Origin of the sequence: Haloarcula sp. DT43 (genome assembly GCF_037078405.1) — an archaeon.
GTDB lineage: Archaea > Halobacteriota > Halobacteria > Halobacteriales > Haloarculaceae > Haloarcula > Haloarcula brevis.
In genome coordinates this window covers 476890-492521 of the sequence record NZ_JAYMGZ010000001.1, presented here as the reverse complement: position 1 = coordinate 492521, position 15632 = coordinate 476890, and the positions used below count along the sequence as shown (strand labels likewise).

Below are 15632 nucleotides of genomic sequence, written 5' to 3'. Positions count from 1 at the left end.
CGTGTCACTCCCAGTTGCTGCGGATTTCCTCGGCGGCGGTCGTCAGTGCGTCTTCGGCGCTCGCGTCGCCGTTGAACGCCTCGATGAGGGCGTTCTCGAGCGGGGCCCAGACCTTGTTCATGCGGGGGTCGGTCGGCATCGGAACCCCCTGGCTGACCGTCTGGGAGTACGTCCGGACGTGGGCGGGGAGTTCGTCACTGCCGACGAGGCTGTCGAGGACCGGAATCGCGCCCTGCTCCTCGGCGAGTCGCGTTGCGTGGTCCTCGTTTGTGGCGAACCACTCGACGAAGTTCCGCGCAGCCGTCGCGTCGGCCCCGCCCTCGCTCATCGCGTCCGCGAAGTACCACATCGAGATGCCGGTGTAGGGCGTCACCTCGCCGCCGTCGATGTCGGGGAACGTCGCCACCTCGTAGTTCACGTCGTTCTGGTTCAGCGTCGCCAGGTACCACGGCCCGTTGACCGCGAAGGCGGCGTTGCCCTCCGAGAAGGTCGCGGCCTGCGGTTCGTAGTTCGGGTCGTCGGGCATGTACGGCCGGAGCGTGTCGAGGGCGAACTGGAGTCCCTCGACGGCTTCGGCGGCGTCGAGCCCGAGCGCCGGGTCCTGGTCCGGGTCGAAGTAGTAGCCCCCGAAGGCCTGAATCCAGCCGCTCGTGAAGTACGGATTGAACGGCGCGGCGAGGCCGTACTGGCTGCTGCTCGGGTCGTGGTAGTCCTCCATCGCCGCCACCATGTCCTCGACCGTCTCGGGAGCCTCGTCGACGATGTCCGCGTTGTAGATGAGCGTCACCGTCTCCGCCGAGTGCGGGAGGCCGACGACGGCGTCGTCGAACTGGACGGCGGAGGCCGCGGCGTCCGTGAACTGGTCTAGGCTCACGGAGAGGGCCTCGAACTGGTCGACGACGAACTCCCGCTGGTAGTAGTCGCCGACCCAGTCGTGCGCCCACTCGAATATCTCCGGCCCCTGCCCGGCCGGAATCGCGCTCGTGGTCTTTTTCTCCATGTCGGAGATGTCCGACCCGTCGACGGCGAACTCCGTCTCGCTGGTGAACGTCTCCATCGCGGCCTCCCGCGCGGGAATCTCCGAGTCTTGGAGCTGGTACCACGCCGTCGCGGTCCCGCCCTGGCTCGCGCCGCTTTCGTCGTCGGCCGCGCCGTCGCCGGACGCCGCTCCCCCGCCCGACCCGTCGCCGCCCTGCTCTCGGACGCTGCAGCCGGCTACGGCCGCAGTCGCCCCGACGCCGCCGATTCGCTTGAGTATCGTCCGTCGTTCCATCGTCATGGATAGATATGCGATGAAATAGTCGTTCACAACTTAAATCATTCGGAAATGAGAGGGGACAATGATGATAGATTCCAGACCGTGCCGGGGAACCGCCCCGCAGTGTGGCGGTTTCGCCGACTGCGGACCGTGATTAGAATTGAGGTAATATATTTTCAGACGTTTTTCGGAAGCGTAACACTCACAGTACCGACCGCGCACCGTAGGGACATGCACCATCCAGGCCCGCCGCGGTTCGCCGCCGTCGGCGACCCGGTCGAACTGGCGCCGCGCCGGCCCGACCCCGACGTGGCCGCCGAGTGGGAGCTGGTCGAGCGGCCAGCGGGGAGTACGGCGACGCTCGGTGACGGTCCGGTCTGTCACCTCAACCCCGACGTTCCGGGCGTGTACCGGGCGGCGGTGTCTATCGCCGGCGAGACGCACGAGCAGGTCGTGCGGGCGTTCCCGGCCGTCACCGAGACCGTCCGGTTCAGCGTTACCGAAGACGACTTCGGGGCCGAGGACCTCGCCGTCGCCGACCGCGCCGTCGTCATCGGGAAGTTCAACGACTTCACGATGGGGACACACTGGGCCGAACGCGACGGCGACGAGTGGGTCGTCGAGGCCGACCTGCCGCCGGGGACCCACCACGCTATCTTCAGTTTCGACGGCTCCTTCGAGGCGACTGCGACCGACGAAGTCACCGTCGAGGGACCCGGTCGGCCGGGGGTCGAACTCGCCGGCGACCGCGTCGACGGGGACCTCGTCGTCTCTGCGCACGTCCGCGCGGCCCCGTCGGGAAGCGAGCCGGCGGTGGAGTTCCATCTCGACGGCCGAGACACGCTGGCGGAGTCAGCCGTGACCGTCGACGGCGACGAACTCCGGGTCCCACGCGAGGCCCTTCCCGAGACGGCCCGGATTCACGCGGTCGCCGTCGCCGAGCGCCACAGCGTCTCTGACACGCTGGTCGTGGAGCGCGACGGCAGGACCGGGGGCGGGGAGACGAGCGCAGGCGACACACTGGCCGTCTCACGGCCGGCCGACCCGCCGGCCTGGACCGGCGACGCCACCATCTACGAGATATTCGTCCGGTCGTTCGCGGGCGAGACCGTCGCCACCACTTTCGAGGCCATCGAGCGGCGGGTCCCCTACATCGAGTCGCTGGGGGTCGACGTGGTGTGGCTCACGCCCGTCCAGGCGAGTCCGACCCGGCACGGCTACCACATCACGGACTTCTTCGACACCGCCGCGGACCTGGGGACGCGCCGGGAGTTCGAGTCGCTGGTCGACCGGCTCCACGACGCGGGAATCCGGGTCGTCTTCGACCTGGTCATCAACCACAGCTCGCGGGACCACCCGGCCTTCCAGCTCCACCGGGCGGGCGTCCCAGAGTACGCCGATTACTACGAGCGCGTCCCGGCCGAGCGCGACCTCTCCGGCGTCGACTGGGCCGGCGAGGACGCCCCGGGGTACTACTTCAACTGGACGCACATCCCGAACCTCAACTACGACTCGCCGGCCGTCCGCCGCTGGATGCTCGACGTGGTCGAGGAGTGGCGCGACGTGGTCGACGGCTTCCGCTGTGACGTGGCCTGGGGCGTCCCACACGGGTTCTGGAAGGAGGTCCGCGAGCGGGTGAAAGCCGACGACCCCGAGTTCCTGCTGCTCGACGAGACGGTCCCGCGCGACGCCGCCTTCGCGGAAAACGAGTTCGACCTCCACTACGACACGGACCTGTTCGACTCGCTCCGCGACGTGGGCCGGGGCGACGAGCCGGTGTCGGCGCTGTTCGGCGCCCTCGACGAATCGGTCGAGCGGGGCTACCCCGACCGCACCGGCCACATGCGCTACGTCGACAACCACGACGAGGACCGTTACCTCGAGGAGTGTGGGGCCGCGCCGCTGCGGGCGGCCGTCGGAGCAGTGTTCACGCTCCCCGGGACGCCGATGATATACGCCGGCCAGGAGCGCGGCGTCGAGCGCCAGCGCGGGACGATGCGCTGGCACGACGGCGACGCCGACCTCACGGAGTTCCACCGACGGCTGGTGGCGCTGCGGGACGACCACGCCGCCCTGCGCGCACCAGGAATGACATCGGTTTCGCACGCCGTCGACACCGGCGACGGGGACCGCGTCGTCGCCTACGAGCGCACCGACGACGACGAGACGCTGGTCGTCGTCCTGCACTTCGGCGACGGGGCGGCGTCGGTCTCACTGGATACCCCGGTCGGGGACACCGACCTTCTCAGTGGCAATCTGGTCAGTAGCGACGGGACGGTTTCGGTCGAAGATGTCGTCGTCGTGCCGGCGGCGGACGGCTGAACCGGCCGCGTCCGCGGACTCGGCGGGGCCCTGGAGTCGTTGGAAACTTCTATGAAAAATCCCATCAAACTTATTATCGAGCGGTGTGTGACCCAGGACAATGGCGAGTCTCGAACTAGACGGTCTCCGGAAGGAGTTCGATGGCGGCTCCATCGTCGCGGTCGAGGACATCGACCTGACTATCGACGACGGGGAGTTCGTAACGGTCGTCGGCCCGTCGGGGTGTGGGAAGTCGACGACGCTGCGGATGATTGCCGGCCTCGAACGGCCGACGAGCGGGCGCATCCGCATCGGCGACGAGGACGTGACGGACGTCCACGCCCGCAAGCGCGACGTGGCGATGGTGTTCCAGAACTACGCGCTGTACCCGCACAAGTCCATCCGGCAGAACATGGCCTTCGGCCTGCGGATGAGCACCGACCTCTCGAAGGCCGAACGCGAGGAGCGGGTCACCGAGACGGCCGAGATGATGGGCATCGACGACCTGCTGGACGACACGCCGGACCAGCTCTCGGGCGGCCAGAAACAGCGGGTCGCGCTGGGCCGGGCCATCGTCCGCGAACCCGACGTGTTCCTCTTCGACGAGCCGCTCAGCAACCTCGACGCGAAGCTCCGGACGACGATGCGGACCGAAATCCAGCGGCTGCAGGAGGAACTGGGTATCACGGCCGTCTACGTCACCCACGACCAGGAGGAGGCCATGACGATGGGCGACCGCATCGTCATCCTCGACGACGGGCGGCTCCAGCAGACCGGCCGGCCGAAGACGGTGTACGAGAACCCGAGCAACCGGTTCGTCGGCGGCTTCGTCGGCTCGCCGTCGATGAACTTCCTCGACGTGACCGCGGAGTCGGTCGGCGACGGCGTGCGCCTCACCGGCGCGAGCGAGGAGTTCGAGTACGACCTCACGGGCGGCCGTATCGGGTCCCTGGGCGACGGTCGGGGTGGCGCGTACGTGCTGGGAGTCCGGCCGGAACACGTCTCCGTCAGCGACGGCGGCGACCAGAACGCCGTCCCGGCGACGGTCGACGTGCTCGAACCCGTCGGCAGCGACAACTACCTCTATCTCGACCTGGGCGAGGCACGGCCCGGGTTCGAGGGCGACGGCGTCCCGGCGTTCGTCGCCAGGGTGAGCACCGACGTGGAACCGGCCGTCGGCGACCGCGTCCGGGTGTCGTTCGACGAGTCGGCGGTCCACCTGTTCGACCCGGAGACCGGTGAGGCGGTCACGGCCGGCGAGGACGCGCCCGTCGCGACGCCACAGTAGCCGCCCTTTTCGACCCGTTATACAGTCCCTACGCGGCAGAGTTCCGACCGGAATCCCCGCGTCACTCGCCGACGCTCGCCGGCTCGGCGGTGAGTTCCCCGGCGGCAGCGAGGTGGGCGACCGTCGCCAGCCGGAGCGCGTGGGGCCAGCCGAGCGGCGTCCCGCAGTCCGCCGTGCCGTCGTCGAACAGTTGCTCGGGGAGGTAGCCGCCGGACTGGACGAGCGACCCGCCGGGGCGGAGTTCCCGAAGCAGGTCCCGGGACCGGGCGTAGGCCGCCGACGCCCGGCCGTCGCCGGCGTCGCGCAGGAGCGACCCCAGCTGCGCGGCTCCGTTTGCCCCCCAGGCCGTCGAGACGGTCCAGACCTTCTCGCGGTCTTGTGAGCCGCGCCGCCAGTCGTCGCCCTCGAAGCGGACGAGCCCGCGGACGTCGCCGGTGTCCCGTTCCAGCCCGTCGAGCGTCGTCTCGACGTGGGTCCGGAGCCGCTCGCGGGTCGCGGCCGGCAGGTCGACCGTCTCGGCGGCGGCGCGACAGGCCGCGGGGAGGGCCAGCGTCGCCGAGTCAAGCCGGTCGTCGAGGGCACCGTCGTGTTCGCGGAGGGCGTAGCGGTCGCCGGTCCAGAGCGCGTCCAGCGCCGACAGCACCGTCTCGGCCTGCGACCGGGCGTGGTCCCGGAGCGTGGCCGAGACGGGCGCGCGGGCGACGGCCGCGTAGGCGTGCACGAAGGTCGCAGCGGTGTGCGTGAACCGGCCCTGCATGTTCTCCCAGGCGTTCTGGCAAGCGATGGGGAGACCGTCGTCGGCCAGCGTGTCGTCGATGCTCTCGACGGCGCGCCCGAGCGTGGCTTCGATTCGCTCCGGGTCGGCTGGCTCGCCGGTCCGGAGGTACGTCGCGAGGAAGGTGGTGACGCTCGCGGTCTGGTCGGCCTGATAGTCCGCGTCCGAACCGCTTTCGAGCCGGGCGTTCGCCCAGCCCGGCGCGAGCGTTTCGTCGCCCGGCCAGACGCGGTGGGGCCAGCTCCCGTCCGGTCGCTGTGTGCGACAGTAGAATTCGGCGGAGCGCCGGTGCCACGCCGACAGCCCGAGGTCGAACGTCTCGTCGGCTTCGAGCAGGAACGCCGCTATCTCGGCGTCGTCCCGGAACCACGTGTAGCCGTAGCCGCCGGAGGTGACGTAGTACGGGTCGAAGTCAGGAGCGGCCATTCTGGCCCCGTTGGCGGCCGAGAGCAGCGAGAGGACCCGGAGGTCGGCCACGACGCTGTCGCGGCTCGGCGTGTCCGCGGGCACGCCTGGGCGCTGTGTCTCGTCGACTTCGACCAGCGTCTCCGCAGTATCGTGGTCGCTGACCAGCCGGTCGACGGTCGACAGCGCCGCGTCGCGGTCGGTGTCGGCCGTGTCGGTAAGCAGCGTCGCCAGCGTGACGCCGCCGTCGACGAACGGCGCGGTCAGCAGGACGCCGCCGGTCAGCGTCGTGTCCTCGTACCGCCGCGCCCCGGTGGCCCGGGGGAACGAGACGGGGTCGCCGTCGACGAGTTCGGGGAACCGTTCGGGAATCTGCCCCCGGATGGTGTCGAGTTCGCTGGAGACGCCAGCGAAGTCGTGCTCGGAGCGGTGGTAGGCCTCGACAGCGTTCCCGTGCACCAGGAGGCTCTGCCGGCCGTCCCGCCCGTCCGGTGCGAAATCGAGGAAGGCCCGCAGCGACACGTTCGCGGGCGCGTCGCCGCGGAGTTCGAACCGGGTGATGTGGGCCCGCTCGATGGTACAGTCCGTCTGGACGACGGCCCAGTCGCCACAGTCGTGGACCGTCTCGACGACGCCACCGTCGCCGCGGTATCGCTGCTCGGCGTCGGCCCCGAACCACGTCGTCGAGTCCGTCTCGACGCCGAACCGCGAGCGGTCGATGCCCGTGAGCCCACACAGCGGGTAGGAGTAGTCCCGCAGCGAGCCGTCGCCGTCAACGTGGACCAGCCGGCTGTCGAACCCGGAGAAGATGCCCGTCGTAGAGCGGAGCTCACCCGGGAACTGGTGGCGGCGGTCCCGCGTCCGCTTGAAGTCGTTGAGTGCCGTCCGGAGCGTCATTGGAGAGTGGCACCACTGCAGGGAATATAAAATGTGGTGTAATAATTTTTCATTCTTGTGGCGGCGAGAGGCGGGGCGACGGCGCGACCCCGCGACGGGGGCGTCGGAGGTTACAGGGCACCGAAACACAGTTATCCGCCGCCGGTACCAGATGTGAACAGATGGACGATTCGACTCTCAGGGACAGGCTGGGACAACTGGGTCTGTCGGAGAAGGAAGTCGACACGTACCTGTCGATTCTCGGCAGCGGCGAGGCCACGGCCAGCGAAATCGCCGACGACACCGGCGTCTCCAAACGGTACGTCTACAGCATCAGCGAGTCGCTCGAGGACCGCGGGTTCGTCGAGGTCAACGACCACGTCGTGCCGACGACGATACGCGCCCGGCCGCCCGAGGAGGTCATCGACGCGCTGACCGACCGCCTCGAGGAGATGGGCGGGGCGCTCGACTCCCGGTACTCCGCGAGTGCGCGGGAGCCCCAGCAGTTCGACGTCATCAAGTCGCGGGTGACGGTCATCAAGCGACTCACGGAGTACATCAGGAACGCGGAGCGCGAGATTATGCTGTCGGTGCCCCAGCAGTACCTGCCCGAGATATCGGAGGAGTTGGCCGCGGCCGTCGACCGCGGCGTCCTCGTGATGCTGGTCGTCAGCAGCGCCGACGGCCTGGCCCCCGAGGACGTGAGCGGGCTGGCCTCCGTCGCCCGCTCCTGGGACCAGCCAATGCCGATAATGCTCACCGTCGACGCCCAGTTCGGCCTCGTCTCCCCGGCGGAGATGGTGACACGCACCAACTCCGACCAGCGGGCCATCGCCTTCGTCCAGCAACAGCTCGTCCCGGTGCTGTCGGGGTCGTTCCTCGGGAACTACTGGCTGATGGCCACCGAGGTGACCGTCGCCGACCCGGCCCCGTTGCCGGCCACCTACCACGACTTCCGCCACGCCGTCCTCCAGGCGACGCTGCACCTGCGCGCCGGCCACGCCGTGCAGGTCTCCGCGGAGGTCCGGGCGGTCCAGGCCGACGACGACACCACCACCATCGAGGGGACCGTCGTCGAGACGAAACAGGGGGTCGCCGAGCCACAGACCAACTCCTACCCCATCGAGCACACGCTGGTCGTCGACGTCGGCGACCGCACCGTATCCCTCGGCGGCTCCGGATCGTTCATCGAGGACTACGAGACGGACGCGGTCACGCTCTCGCTGGCCGAGTGAGCGGCCGGGGTCAGTTGCGCCGGCTCGGGTCCGGCCAGCGGTAGACGACGTAGCTCTCGGACGTCGGCTCGTCCGCGGGGTTCCAGACGAGACGGACCGTCGCGTCGCTCAGGTCCAGATGCTCCCCGCCGCCGACACCGGTGAACTGTCCGCGGTGTATCGTGACCTGGGTCCCCGAGGTAATCCGCGCCGGCACCTGTGCCTGTATCGGGTCGGCGGCCATGGCCACGTCGCTGCCGTCGGAACTCTCGGCCCCGGAGACGGCGACGGAAAGATTGTCCCGAGAGACAGTGTCGCCGCTCCGGAAGGTGAGGTTCAGGTACTCCCCGTTGCCGGTCGTCCGCTCGCTGTAGTCGGCCACGATAGCGACCTGTGGGGCCTGCGCGGGGCGCTGGTCGCTGAACCCCAGCGCGAACGCGCCGACGGTCGCGGCGAGAATCGCGGCGATGCCGACCAGCAAGACGATGCCGATGACCGGGCTGACACCCCGGCGTCGCTCCCACACCCGATTCATTGGGCGCACGTGAGGCCCAGACGGATAAAAGACACAGCGTCGACTCACCCCTCGATATCCGATGCCGTCCTTACACCGTGGGGAAGAGCGCGTCGGGGAGGTCGCCCGGCAGCGCGTCGCGGTCGTGGCCGGCGGCGAAGTCGGGGTCGGGCCCCATCGGGACGATGCGCTTCGGGCTCACGTCGGGGTGAGTGGTGTAGTAGTGCTCCGTGATGTGGTCCATGTTCACCGTCTCGGCGACGCCGGGGAGCTGGTAGAGGTCACGCAGGTACGGCCAGAGGTTGTCGTACTCGCGGATGAGCTTGTGGTTGCACATGAAGTGGGTGTGGTACACCTCGTCGAAGCGCACCAGCGTCGTGAACATGCAGACGTCCGCCTCGGTCAGGCGGTCGCCGGCGAGGAACCGCTGGTCTTCGAGCACGTCGTCCCAGTGGTCGAGCGCGTCGAACAGCTCCTCGACGGCCTCGTCGTAGGCCGACTGGCTGTCGGCGAAGCCACAGCGGTAGACGCCGTTGTTGATCGGCTCGTAGATGTCGTCGATGATGCGGTCGACCTCGTCCTGATAGCCCTCGGGGTAGAGGTCTACGTCGTTCTCGGCCACGTCGTCGAACTCGGTGTCCAGCATCCGGAGAATCTCCTCGGACTCGTTGTTGACGATGGTCTCCTCCTGTTTGTCCCACAGCACCGGGACCGTCACGCGACAGGTCGCGTCGGGGTCGGCCTCGACGTAAATCTCGCGGAGGTAGTCCGCGCCGTTGACCGTATCCGGCGTACACCCCTCCTTCTCGGGCGTGAACTGCCAGCCGTCTTCGGCGCGGAACGGGTCGACGTAGTCGACGGTGATGGCGTCTTCCAGCCCCAGGAGCTTCCGGGCGACCAGAACGCGGTGGGCCCACGGGCAGGCGCGGCAGGCGTACAGGTGATACCGCCCCGCCTCGGGCTGGAACCGCGCGTCGGGGTCGTCCTCGATTCGGTCGCGGAAGGTGGTGTCCTGCCGGTCGAAGGCCCCGTCCTCGTTCGTGGTTTCGTACGCGTCGGTCCGCCACTCGCCGTCGACGAGCATGTTCATGATACTCCGGATACGCGTGCGAGGGGTAAAAGAGCGCGGTGACAGCGGTGTTACCGGCGACAGGTCACGCCGGACCGAGGCGTGAGAGCCCGGCCACGGTGGCGGTCGATACGGGGTCCCGGGCCGCCGTGTGAGACACCACGGCATGCCGCCGGGCGGGTTCGAAGCCCTTATTGGGCCGCTCGGCGACGTATTCTCCAAGAGTACCTATGTCGGACAAACCCGCCTCAATGTACCGGGACATCGACAAGCCCGCGTACACCCGACGCGAATACATCACGGGCATCCCCGGTTCGAAGATCGCACAGCACAAGATGGGCCGCAAGCAGAAGGACGCCGACGACTACCCCGTCCAGATAAGCCTCATCGTCGAGGAGACCGTCCAGCTCCGCCACGGCTCCCTCGAGGCCTCCCGGCTGTCGGCCAACCGCCACATGATAAAGGAACTCGGCGAAGAGGGCGACTACAAGATGACGCTGCGGAAGTTCCCCCACCAGGTCCTGCGCGAGAACAAGCAGGCGACCGGTGCCGGGGCCGACCGTGTCTCCGACGGGATGCGCGCCGCCTTCGGGAAGATAGTCGGCACCGCCGCCCGCGTCCAGGCCGGCGAGCAACTGTTCACCGCGTACTGCAACGTCGAGGACGCCGAACACGTCAAGGAGGCGTTCCGCCGCGCCTACAACAAGATAACGCCCTCGTGTCGCATCAAGGTCGAACGCGGCGAAGAGCTGCTGATAGCGTAACTCACGCAACAGCGTCCACTCACCGTTCGTGGCACGCGAGGGGCGTCGCCGCCCCGACCTCGTTTCTCCGCGCCGCTCCGACGAGGAGTCACGTCTGTCGTCACGGGCACTCTGGAACGCCGACTTGTCGTATGCTACCGCCCCGCAACGTTATTGCACCAGTCCCGCGTACTACCTAGCATGGTACTCAGATTCGTCCTCCTGGCGTTCGGCGTCCTCGAACTGCTCCGCCCGCGGACGGTCGTCGACTTCTGGATGGGGCTCGCGGCGACGAACGGCGACGAGATAGACCTGCGCCCGTGGGTGTACAGCGCCGCCCGCGTCGAGGGCGTGTTCCTCGTGCTGTGGGCGCTCCGGCGCGGTCGCGGCGGGGACTGACCGACCGCCCCACGCGTCCCGGCGCTGCCAGCGGCGTTAGGTCGCCCCGGACAGTCGGACCGTCAACACCGGCGCGTCCGCCGTCCGGACGACCTTCTCGGCGACGCTACCCAGCAGGAACCGGTCCAGCCCGCTCCGGCCGTGCGTGCCCATGACTATCATGTCGATGTCTTCGGTCCTGGCGTAGTCGATGATTTCCTCGTAGGGGTCGCCCATGCGGTGCGCAGAGACGACGGCCGCGCCGTGGTCGGCGATGTCGTCGACCGTCTCGTCGATGACCTGCTCGGTCCGTTCCTGCAACGATTCGATGGTCGTCGCTTCCGCCCCGGCGCTCCCGAGGTACGTCGAGTCGACGACGGAGAGCACGTGAATCGTCGAGTCGTGCGTCTCCGCCAGTTCCAGCGCGTGTGCGAGCGCCTCGTTTGCGCCGTCGCTCCCGTCCGTCGGAAAGAGAATATCGTCGTACACGTGTGGTCTATTTACTCCCACTATACATAGTGTTTGTCTGATAATTACATCGATAGTTGCGTATTCATTCAGTATACCCACTATTCTGTGGTTGGGACGGTCGATACGCCGCGGGGAGCGACGGCGTGGCTGCGAGCGTGTTTTATCCCTCCACACCAACTGGAAGGCATGCACAGGCTGGCCGTCACGACGAAGGCCGAGACCTTCGAACGGATGGCGGAGCCGTTGGCGGCCCGGGACATCGAGGTGGGCCACGTCGAGACGGCCGAGCGGACGCTGGCGCTCGACGAGCGTCCCTTCGACACGTACGACGTGGGCTTCGTCTATCCGTCCCGAATCATGGAAGGGGCCGTCGCCGACGCCATGCTGGACGTCCCGTGGGTCAACGACCGCGAGGCCATCCTCCGCTCACGGAACAAGGCCGACGTGCTGGCGCGACTCGGCCGGGCGGGCGTTCCCGTCCCCGAGACCGTCGTCGTGTCGAACCCGGCCAGCGAGGCCGAACTGACGGCGGCGTTCGAGCGGTTCGACCCGCCAGTGGTCGTGAAGCCGAACTCGACGACCCGCGGCGTCGGCGTGGCCAAGGCTCACGACCTGGACTCGTTTCTCGGCGTCGTCGACTACCTGGACCTGGTCCACGACTACCGCGCGGTCGGCGACCGGTCGTTTCTCGTCCAGGAGTACCTGGCCGACGCCGCCGACTACCGCGTGATGGTCGTCGACGGCGAGTACGTGGGCGCGGTCGAGCGCCGACTCCCCGAGGCGAGCCGCGAACGGGGCCGCTGGAAGCACAACGTCCACCGCGGGGCCGAGGCCGAGGGGCGGGAGCTGCCGGCGGAGCTACGGGCGCTGGCGGAAGCGGCGGCCGACGAACTGGGGATTCCGTACCTCGGCGTCGACCTGCTGGTGACCGACGGGCGCGCGGTGGTCAACGAGACGAACGCCCGGCCGACAATCGACTCGGCGACGAAGTACCAGGACGGCTTCTGGGACGACTTGGCGGCGTTGATACGGCGAACGGCGACGCGGTGACGGAACCGACAGCGCAGAAAACCCGGCGAAAGCGAACTACAGTTCGATGTCGGCGGAGTCCTCTTCGGGGTCGAAGGTGACTTCGAGGATGCCGTTGTTGTACGTCGCGGCGGCGGAGTGTTCGTCGACGCGGGTCGGCAGTGTCAGCCGTTCGTGGTACTCGCGCTCGGCGCTCTCCGCGTTGATAGTGAGGACGGTGCCGTCGCACTTGAGGTCGATTGCGTCCTTGTCGACGCCCGGAACGTCGGCGACGACACGGATTTCGTCGTCGGTCTCGTGGACGTCGACGTGGAGGTCGGCCCCGCCGCCACCGGCGTCACGGTCGATGTGGACGTCGCCCTCGGCACCCATCATCTCGTCCATCATCCGCTCTATTTCCCGGAAAAACTCGTCGAACGGGTCGTCACTGTCATCGCGTCTCATTCCTACCGGGCAATACGTCGGTCCGTTTCAAAAGCCTTCGGACGGCCCCAGTACCTGCCCCGGTCGACCGGACACTGTCACGATTAATCATTCGTGCTCGAACACGCATAAACAAACACAAATTTACAACAGATCCGAAAACATTTTACACTGACCGACAGCCTGTCTAGACAGCAATGAGTGAGCCAGTCCGTGTCGGCCTCAACGGCTTCGGCCGCATCGGCCGCAACGTATTCCGCGCATCGCTTGCGAACGACGACGTCGAAATCGTCGGTATCAACGACGTGATGGACGACTCGGAGATAGACTACTTCGCCCAGTACGACACCGTCATGGGCGAACTCGAAGGGGCGAGCGTCGACGACGGCGTCCTCACGGTCGAGGGCACCGACTTCGAGGCGGGCGTCTTCCACGAGACCGACCCCACACAGCTCCCGTGGGAGGACCTCGACGTGGACGTGGCCTTCGAGGCGACCGGCATCTTCCGCACCAAGGAGGACGCGAGCCAGCACCTCGATGCGGGTGCTGACAAGGTCCTCATCTCCGCGCCGCCGAAGGGCGAGGAGCCGGTCAAACAGCTCGTCTACGGCGTCAACCACGACGAGTACGACGGCGAGAAGGTCGTCTCGAACGCCTCCTGTACGACCAACTCTATCACGCCGGTGGCGAAGGTGCTGGACGAGGAGTTCGGCATCGAGGCCGGCCAGCTGACCACGGTCCACGCCTACACCGGCTCCCAGAACCTGATGGACGGCCCGAACGGCAAGCCCCGTCGCCGCCGCGCCGCCGCCGAGAACATCATCCCGACCTCGACCGGTGCCGCGCAGGCGGCCACCGAGGTCCTGCCGGAACTCGAAGGGAAGCTCGACGGGATGGCCATCCGCGTCCCGGTGCCCAACGGCTCCATCACCGAGTTCGTCGTCGACCTCGACGACGACGTGACCGAGAGCGACGTCAACGCGGCCTTCGAGGAGGCCGCCGCCGGCGAACTCGAAGGCGTGCTGGGCGTCACGAGCGACGACCTCGTCTCCTCTGACATCCTCGGGGACCCCTACTCCACGCAGGTCGACCTGCAGTCGACGAACGTCGTCAGCGGGATGACGAAGATACTCACCTGGTACGACAACGAGTACGGCTTCTCGAACCGGATGCTCGACGTGGCCGAGTACATCACCGAGTAACCGCCGACCGCCGTTTTGCGTGGGGACTGCTCGCGGTGGCGAAACAAATTTATAATTATTATTCGCTAGGGACTAGCACACGCAGTGCGAACAGTCCGTCGCGGCTGGCTCGCTCTGTGTGTCGGCAGAGTCGGGTTCGCGTTCCCCACCCCCCGTAGAACGACCACCCCACCCACACCCACTTTCGCTCCCTTTCCCGAGTCGACGGACGTGGACGGCACCGTGACGCGAGACGTCCGACTGTTCGGACTCGGAAACCGTTAAGCGGTCGGCAGGTCACCTGCCGAGTGATGACTTTCCAGACGCTCGACGACCTCGACGACGGACAGCGCGTCCTCGTCCGCCTCGACCTCAATTCCCCGGTCGAGGACGGCGAAGTACAGGACAACCGGCGGTTCGAACGCCACGCCGAGACCATCGACGAACTCGTCGACCGCGGGTTCGAAATCGCGGTCATGGCCCACCAGGGCCGCCCGGGCCGGGACGACTTCGTCTCGCTTGCCCAGCACGCCGACATCCTCGCCGAGCACATCGACCACCCGGTCGGGTTCGTCGACGAGACCTACGGGCCACAGGCGATTCACGACATCGCCGACCTGGAGTCCGGCGACGTGCTCGTCCTCGAAAACACGCGGATGTGCGACGACGAACTCCCCGAGGAAGACCCCGAAGTGAAGGCCCAGACGGAGTTCGTCCAGACGCTCAAAGACGAGTTCGACGCCTACATCAACGACGCGTACTCGGCGGCCCACCGCTCGCACGCCTCCCTGGTCGGCTTCCCGCTGGTGATGGACGCCTACGCCGGTCGCGTGATGGAGACCGAGTACGAGGCGAACACCGCCATCGCCGAGAAGGAGTTCGACGGGCAGGTGACGATGGTCGTCGGCGGGACGAAAGCGACCGACGTCATCGACGTGATGACCCACCTGGACGAGAAGGTCGACGACTTCCTGCTTGGCGGCATCGCGGGCGAACTGTTCCTGCGGGCCGCGAGCCACCCCGTCGGCTACGACATCGACGACGCAAACCTCTACGACGAGCAGTGGGAGACAAACAGCGAGAAGATCGAGTCCATGCTCGACGATCACCGCGATCAGATCACGCTCGCGGTCGACCTGGCCTACGAGGACGAAGACGGGGGCCGCGCGGAGCAGGCCGTCGACGACATCGAGGAGAAGACCGTCTCCTACCTCGACGTGGGCAGCGAGACGGTCATGGAGTACTCGCCGGTCATCCGGAACTCCGAGGCCGTCTTCGTGAAGGGAGCGCTCGGCATGTTCGAAGACGAGCGCTTCTCGGTCGGGACCGCCGGCGTCCTCGAAGCCATCGCCGAGACCGACTGCTTCTCCGTCGTCGGCGGCGGTGACACCTCGCGAGCCATCGAGATGTACGGGATGGAAGAAGACGAGTTCGGGCACGTCTCCATCGCCGGCGGCGCGTACATCAGGGCGCTCACCGGAGCGGAACTGATCGGCGTCGAGGTCCTGCAGCGCTAACTGCGACCCTTCGTCTCGGCGTGTCGCAGGTCCCAGTCCGGGCGGTCGTCGGGCACGTCGACGAGACGGCGCGTTTCGGTCGGTCCCGTCCGAGCGTGACGGGCAGTCCAGTCGTGGTCAGCGTCGGGCGTGACTGCCATACACGGCGGTACTGCCGGCGAGAATAAATTCCTTCTGACGAGCGGTCAAA

Annotated in this window: 15 protein-coding genes; 8 read left to right on the top strand and 7 right to left on the bottom strand. The window is 67.6% G+C overall.

The genetic code is table 11. The annotated features are described in order from the left end of the window. Positions 1-4: 4 nt before the first annotated feature. Positions 5-1279, bottom strand: a complete 1275-nt coding sequence (locus VI123_RS02630) for an extracellular solute-binding protein (RefSeq protein WP_336336513.1) — start codon at positions 1277-1279, stop codon at positions 5-7. 210 nt (positions 1280-1489) lie between these two features. On the opposite strand from VI123_RS02630, the gene VI123_RS02625 reads away from it, so the two are divergent. Both VI123_RS02625 and VI123_RS02620 read left to right on the top strand, forming a co-directional pair. Next, a complete protein-coding gene (locus tag VI123_RS02625; protein WP_336336512.1) occupies positions 1490-3580 on the top strand; it encodes an alpha-amylase family glycosyl hydrolase in 2091 nt (696 codons plus the stop codon). Positions 3581-3680: 100 nt separating this feature from the next. Next, positions 3681-4847, top strand: a complete 1167-nt coding sequence (locus VI123_RS02620; RefSeq protein ID WP_336336511.1) for an ABC transporter ATP-binding protein — start codon at positions 3681-3683, stop codon at positions 4845-4847. A gap of 61 nt (positions 4848-4908) precedes the next feature. Here VI123_RS02620 and VI123_RS02615 read toward each other — a convergent pair whose 3' ends face one another. After that, positions 4909-6924: a glycoside hydrolase family 15 protein gene (locus tag VI123_RS02615; RefSeq protein ID WP_336336510.1), complete on the bottom strand. Its 2016-nt coding sequence runs from the start codon at positions 6922-6924 to the stop codon at positions 4909-4911. Between the two features lie 161 nt (positions 6925-7085). Between VI123_RS02615 and VI123_RS02610 the strand changes: the two genes are divergently transcribed. Beyond that, on the top strand, positions 7086-8138 hold the full coding sequence (locus VI123_RS02610) for a TrmB family transcriptional regulator (RefSeq protein WP_336336509.1): 1053 nt from the start codon (positions 7086-7088) through the stop codon (positions 8136-8138). 10 nt (positions 8139-8148) lie between these two features. Here the strand turns inward: VI123_RS02610 and VI123_RS02605 are convergent, their stop codons facing one another. Further along, on the bottom strand, positions 8149-8652 hold the full coding sequence (locus tag VI123_RS02605) for a type IV pilin N-terminal domain-containing protein (RefSeq protein ID WP_336336508.1): 504 nt from the start codon (positions 8650-8652) through the stop codon (positions 8149-8151). Positions 8653-8722: 70 nt separating this feature from the next. Then, positions 8723-9721, bottom strand: coding sequence for a glutathione S-transferase family protein (locus VI123_RS02600; protein WP_336336507.1), 999 nt, complete (start codon positions 9719-9721; stop codon positions 8723-8725). Positions 9722-9930: 209 nt separating this feature from the next. On the opposite strand from VI123_RS02600, the gene VI123_RS02595 reads away from it, so the two are divergent. Beyond that, positions 9931-10464 (top strand): 50S ribosomal protein L16, encoded by a 534-nt coding sequence (locus VI123_RS02595; RefSeq protein ID WP_053967060.1) that lies wholly within the window; start codon positions 9931-9933, stop codon positions 10462-10464. Between the two features lie 180 nt (positions 10465-10644). Then, positions 10645-10842, top strand: a complete 198-nt coding sequence (locus VI123_RS02590) for a hypothetical protein (RefSeq protein ID WP_336336506.1) — start codon at positions 10645-10647, stop codon at positions 10840-10842. A gap of 36 nt (positions 10843-10878) precedes the next feature. Here the strand turns inward: VI123_RS02590 and VI123_RS02585 are convergent, their stop codons facing one another. Continuing rightward, positions 10879-11310 carry a universal stress protein gene (locus VI123_RS02585; RefSeq protein ID WP_336336505.1) on the bottom strand — a complete coding sequence of 144 codons (432 nt, stop codon included), beginning with the start codon at positions 11308-11310 and terminating at the stop codon, positions 10879-10881. Between the two features lie 168 nt (positions 11311-11478). Between VI123_RS02585 and VI123_RS02580 the strand changes: the two genes are divergently transcribed. Further along, positions 11479-12342: an ATP-grasp domain-containing protein gene (locus tag VI123_RS02580; RefSeq protein WP_336336504.1), complete on the top strand. Its 864-nt coding sequence runs from the start codon at positions 11479-11481 to the stop codon at positions 12340-12342. Positions 12343-12378: 36 nt separating this feature from the next. On the opposite strand, the gene VI123_RS02575 is transcribed toward VI123_RS02580, so the two are convergent. Beyond that, positions 12379-12765: an Hsp20/alpha crystallin family protein gene (locus VI123_RS02575; protein ID WP_336336503.1), complete on the bottom strand. Its 387-nt coding sequence runs from the start codon at positions 12763-12765 to the stop codon at positions 12379-12381. 176 nt (positions 12766-12941) lie between these two features. Here VI123_RS02575 and gap point away from each other — a divergent pair, with 176 nt between their 5' ends. Together gap and VI123_RS02565 are read left to right on the top strand one after the other, a co-directional pair. Continuing rightward, positions 12942-13946 (top strand): type I glyceraldehyde-3-phosphate dehydrogenase, encoded by a 1005-nt coding sequence (gap, locus tag VI123_RS02570; protein WP_336336502.1) that lies wholly within the window; start codon positions 12942-12944, stop codon positions 13944-13946. 290 nt (positions 13947-14236) lie between these two features. After that, positions 14237-15442, top strand: a complete 1206-nt coding sequence (locus tag VI123_RS02565) for a phosphoglycerate kinase (RefSeq protein WP_336336501.1) — start codon at positions 14237-14239, stop codon at positions 15440-15442. Here the strand turns inward: VI123_RS02565 and VI123_RS02560 are convergent. After that, complete coding sequence (locus tag VI123_RS02560) at positions 15439-15582, bottom strand: hypothetical protein (protein WP_336336500.1); 144 nt, start codon at positions 15580-15582, stop codon at positions 15439-15441. The genes VI123_RS02565 and VI123_RS02560 overlap by 4 nt on opposite strands. Positions 15583-15632: the final 50 nt, after the last annotated feature.

Excerpts from the sequence above, each read along its gene's own strand:
- VI123_RS02605 (WP_336336508.1), bottom strand. The coding sequence starts at position 8,652 with ATGAATCGGGTGTGGGAGCGACGCCGGGGTGTCAGCCCGGTCATCGGC.
- VI123_RS02580 (WP_336336504.1), top strand. The coding sequence starts at position 11,479 with ATGCACAGGCTGGCCGTCACGACGAAGGCCGAGACCTTCGAACGGATG.
- VI123_RS02590 (WP_336336506.1), top strand. The coding sequence starts at position 10,645 with ATGGTACTCAGATTCGTCCTCCTGGCGTTCGGCGTCCTCGAACTGCTC.
- VI123_RS02620 (WP_336336511.1), top strand. The coding sequence starts at position 3,681 with ATGGCGAGTCTCGAACTAGACGGTCTCCGGAAGGAGTTCGATGGCGGC.
- VI123_RS02610 (WP_336336509.1), top strand. The coding sequence starts at position 7,086 with ATGGACGATTCGACTCTCAGGGACAGGCTGGGACAACTGGGTCTGTCG.
- VI123_RS02565 (WP_336336501.1), top strand. The coding sequence starts at position 14,237 with ATGACTTTCCAGACGCTCGACGACCTCGACGACGGACAGCGCGTCCTC.
- VI123_RS02600 (WP_336336507.1), bottom strand. The coding sequence starts at position 9,721 with ATGAACATGCTCGTCGACGGCGAGTGGCGGACCGACGCGTACGAAACC.
- gap (WP_336336502.1), top strand. The coding sequence starts at position 12,942 with ATGAGTGAGCCAGTCCGTGTCGGCCTCAACGGCTTCGGCCGCATCGGC.
- VI123_RS02595 (WP_053967060.1), top strand. The coding sequence starts at position 9,931 with ATGTCGGACAAACCCGCCTCAATGTACCGGGACATCGACAAGCCCGCG.
- VI123_RS02630 (WP_336336513.1), bottom strand. The coding sequence starts at position 1,279 with ATGACGATGGAACGACGGACGATACTCAAGCGAATCGGCGGCGTCGGG.
- VI123_RS02560 (WP_336336500.1), bottom strand. The coding sequence starts at position 15,582 with ATGGCAGTCACGCCCGACGCTGACCACGACTGGACTGCCCGTCACGCT.
- VI123_RS02575 (WP_336336503.1), bottom strand. The coding sequence starts at position 12,765 with ATGAGACGCGATGACAGTGACGACCCGTTCGACGAGTTTTTCCGGGAA.
- VI123_RS02615 (WP_336336510.1), bottom strand. The coding sequence starts at position 6,924 with ATGACGCTCCGGACGGCACTCAACGACTTCAAGCGGACGCGGGACCGC.
- VI123_RS02625 (WP_336336512.1), top strand. The coding sequence starts at position 1,490 with ATGCACCATCCAGGCCCGCCGCGGTTCGCCGCCGTCGGCGACCCGGTC.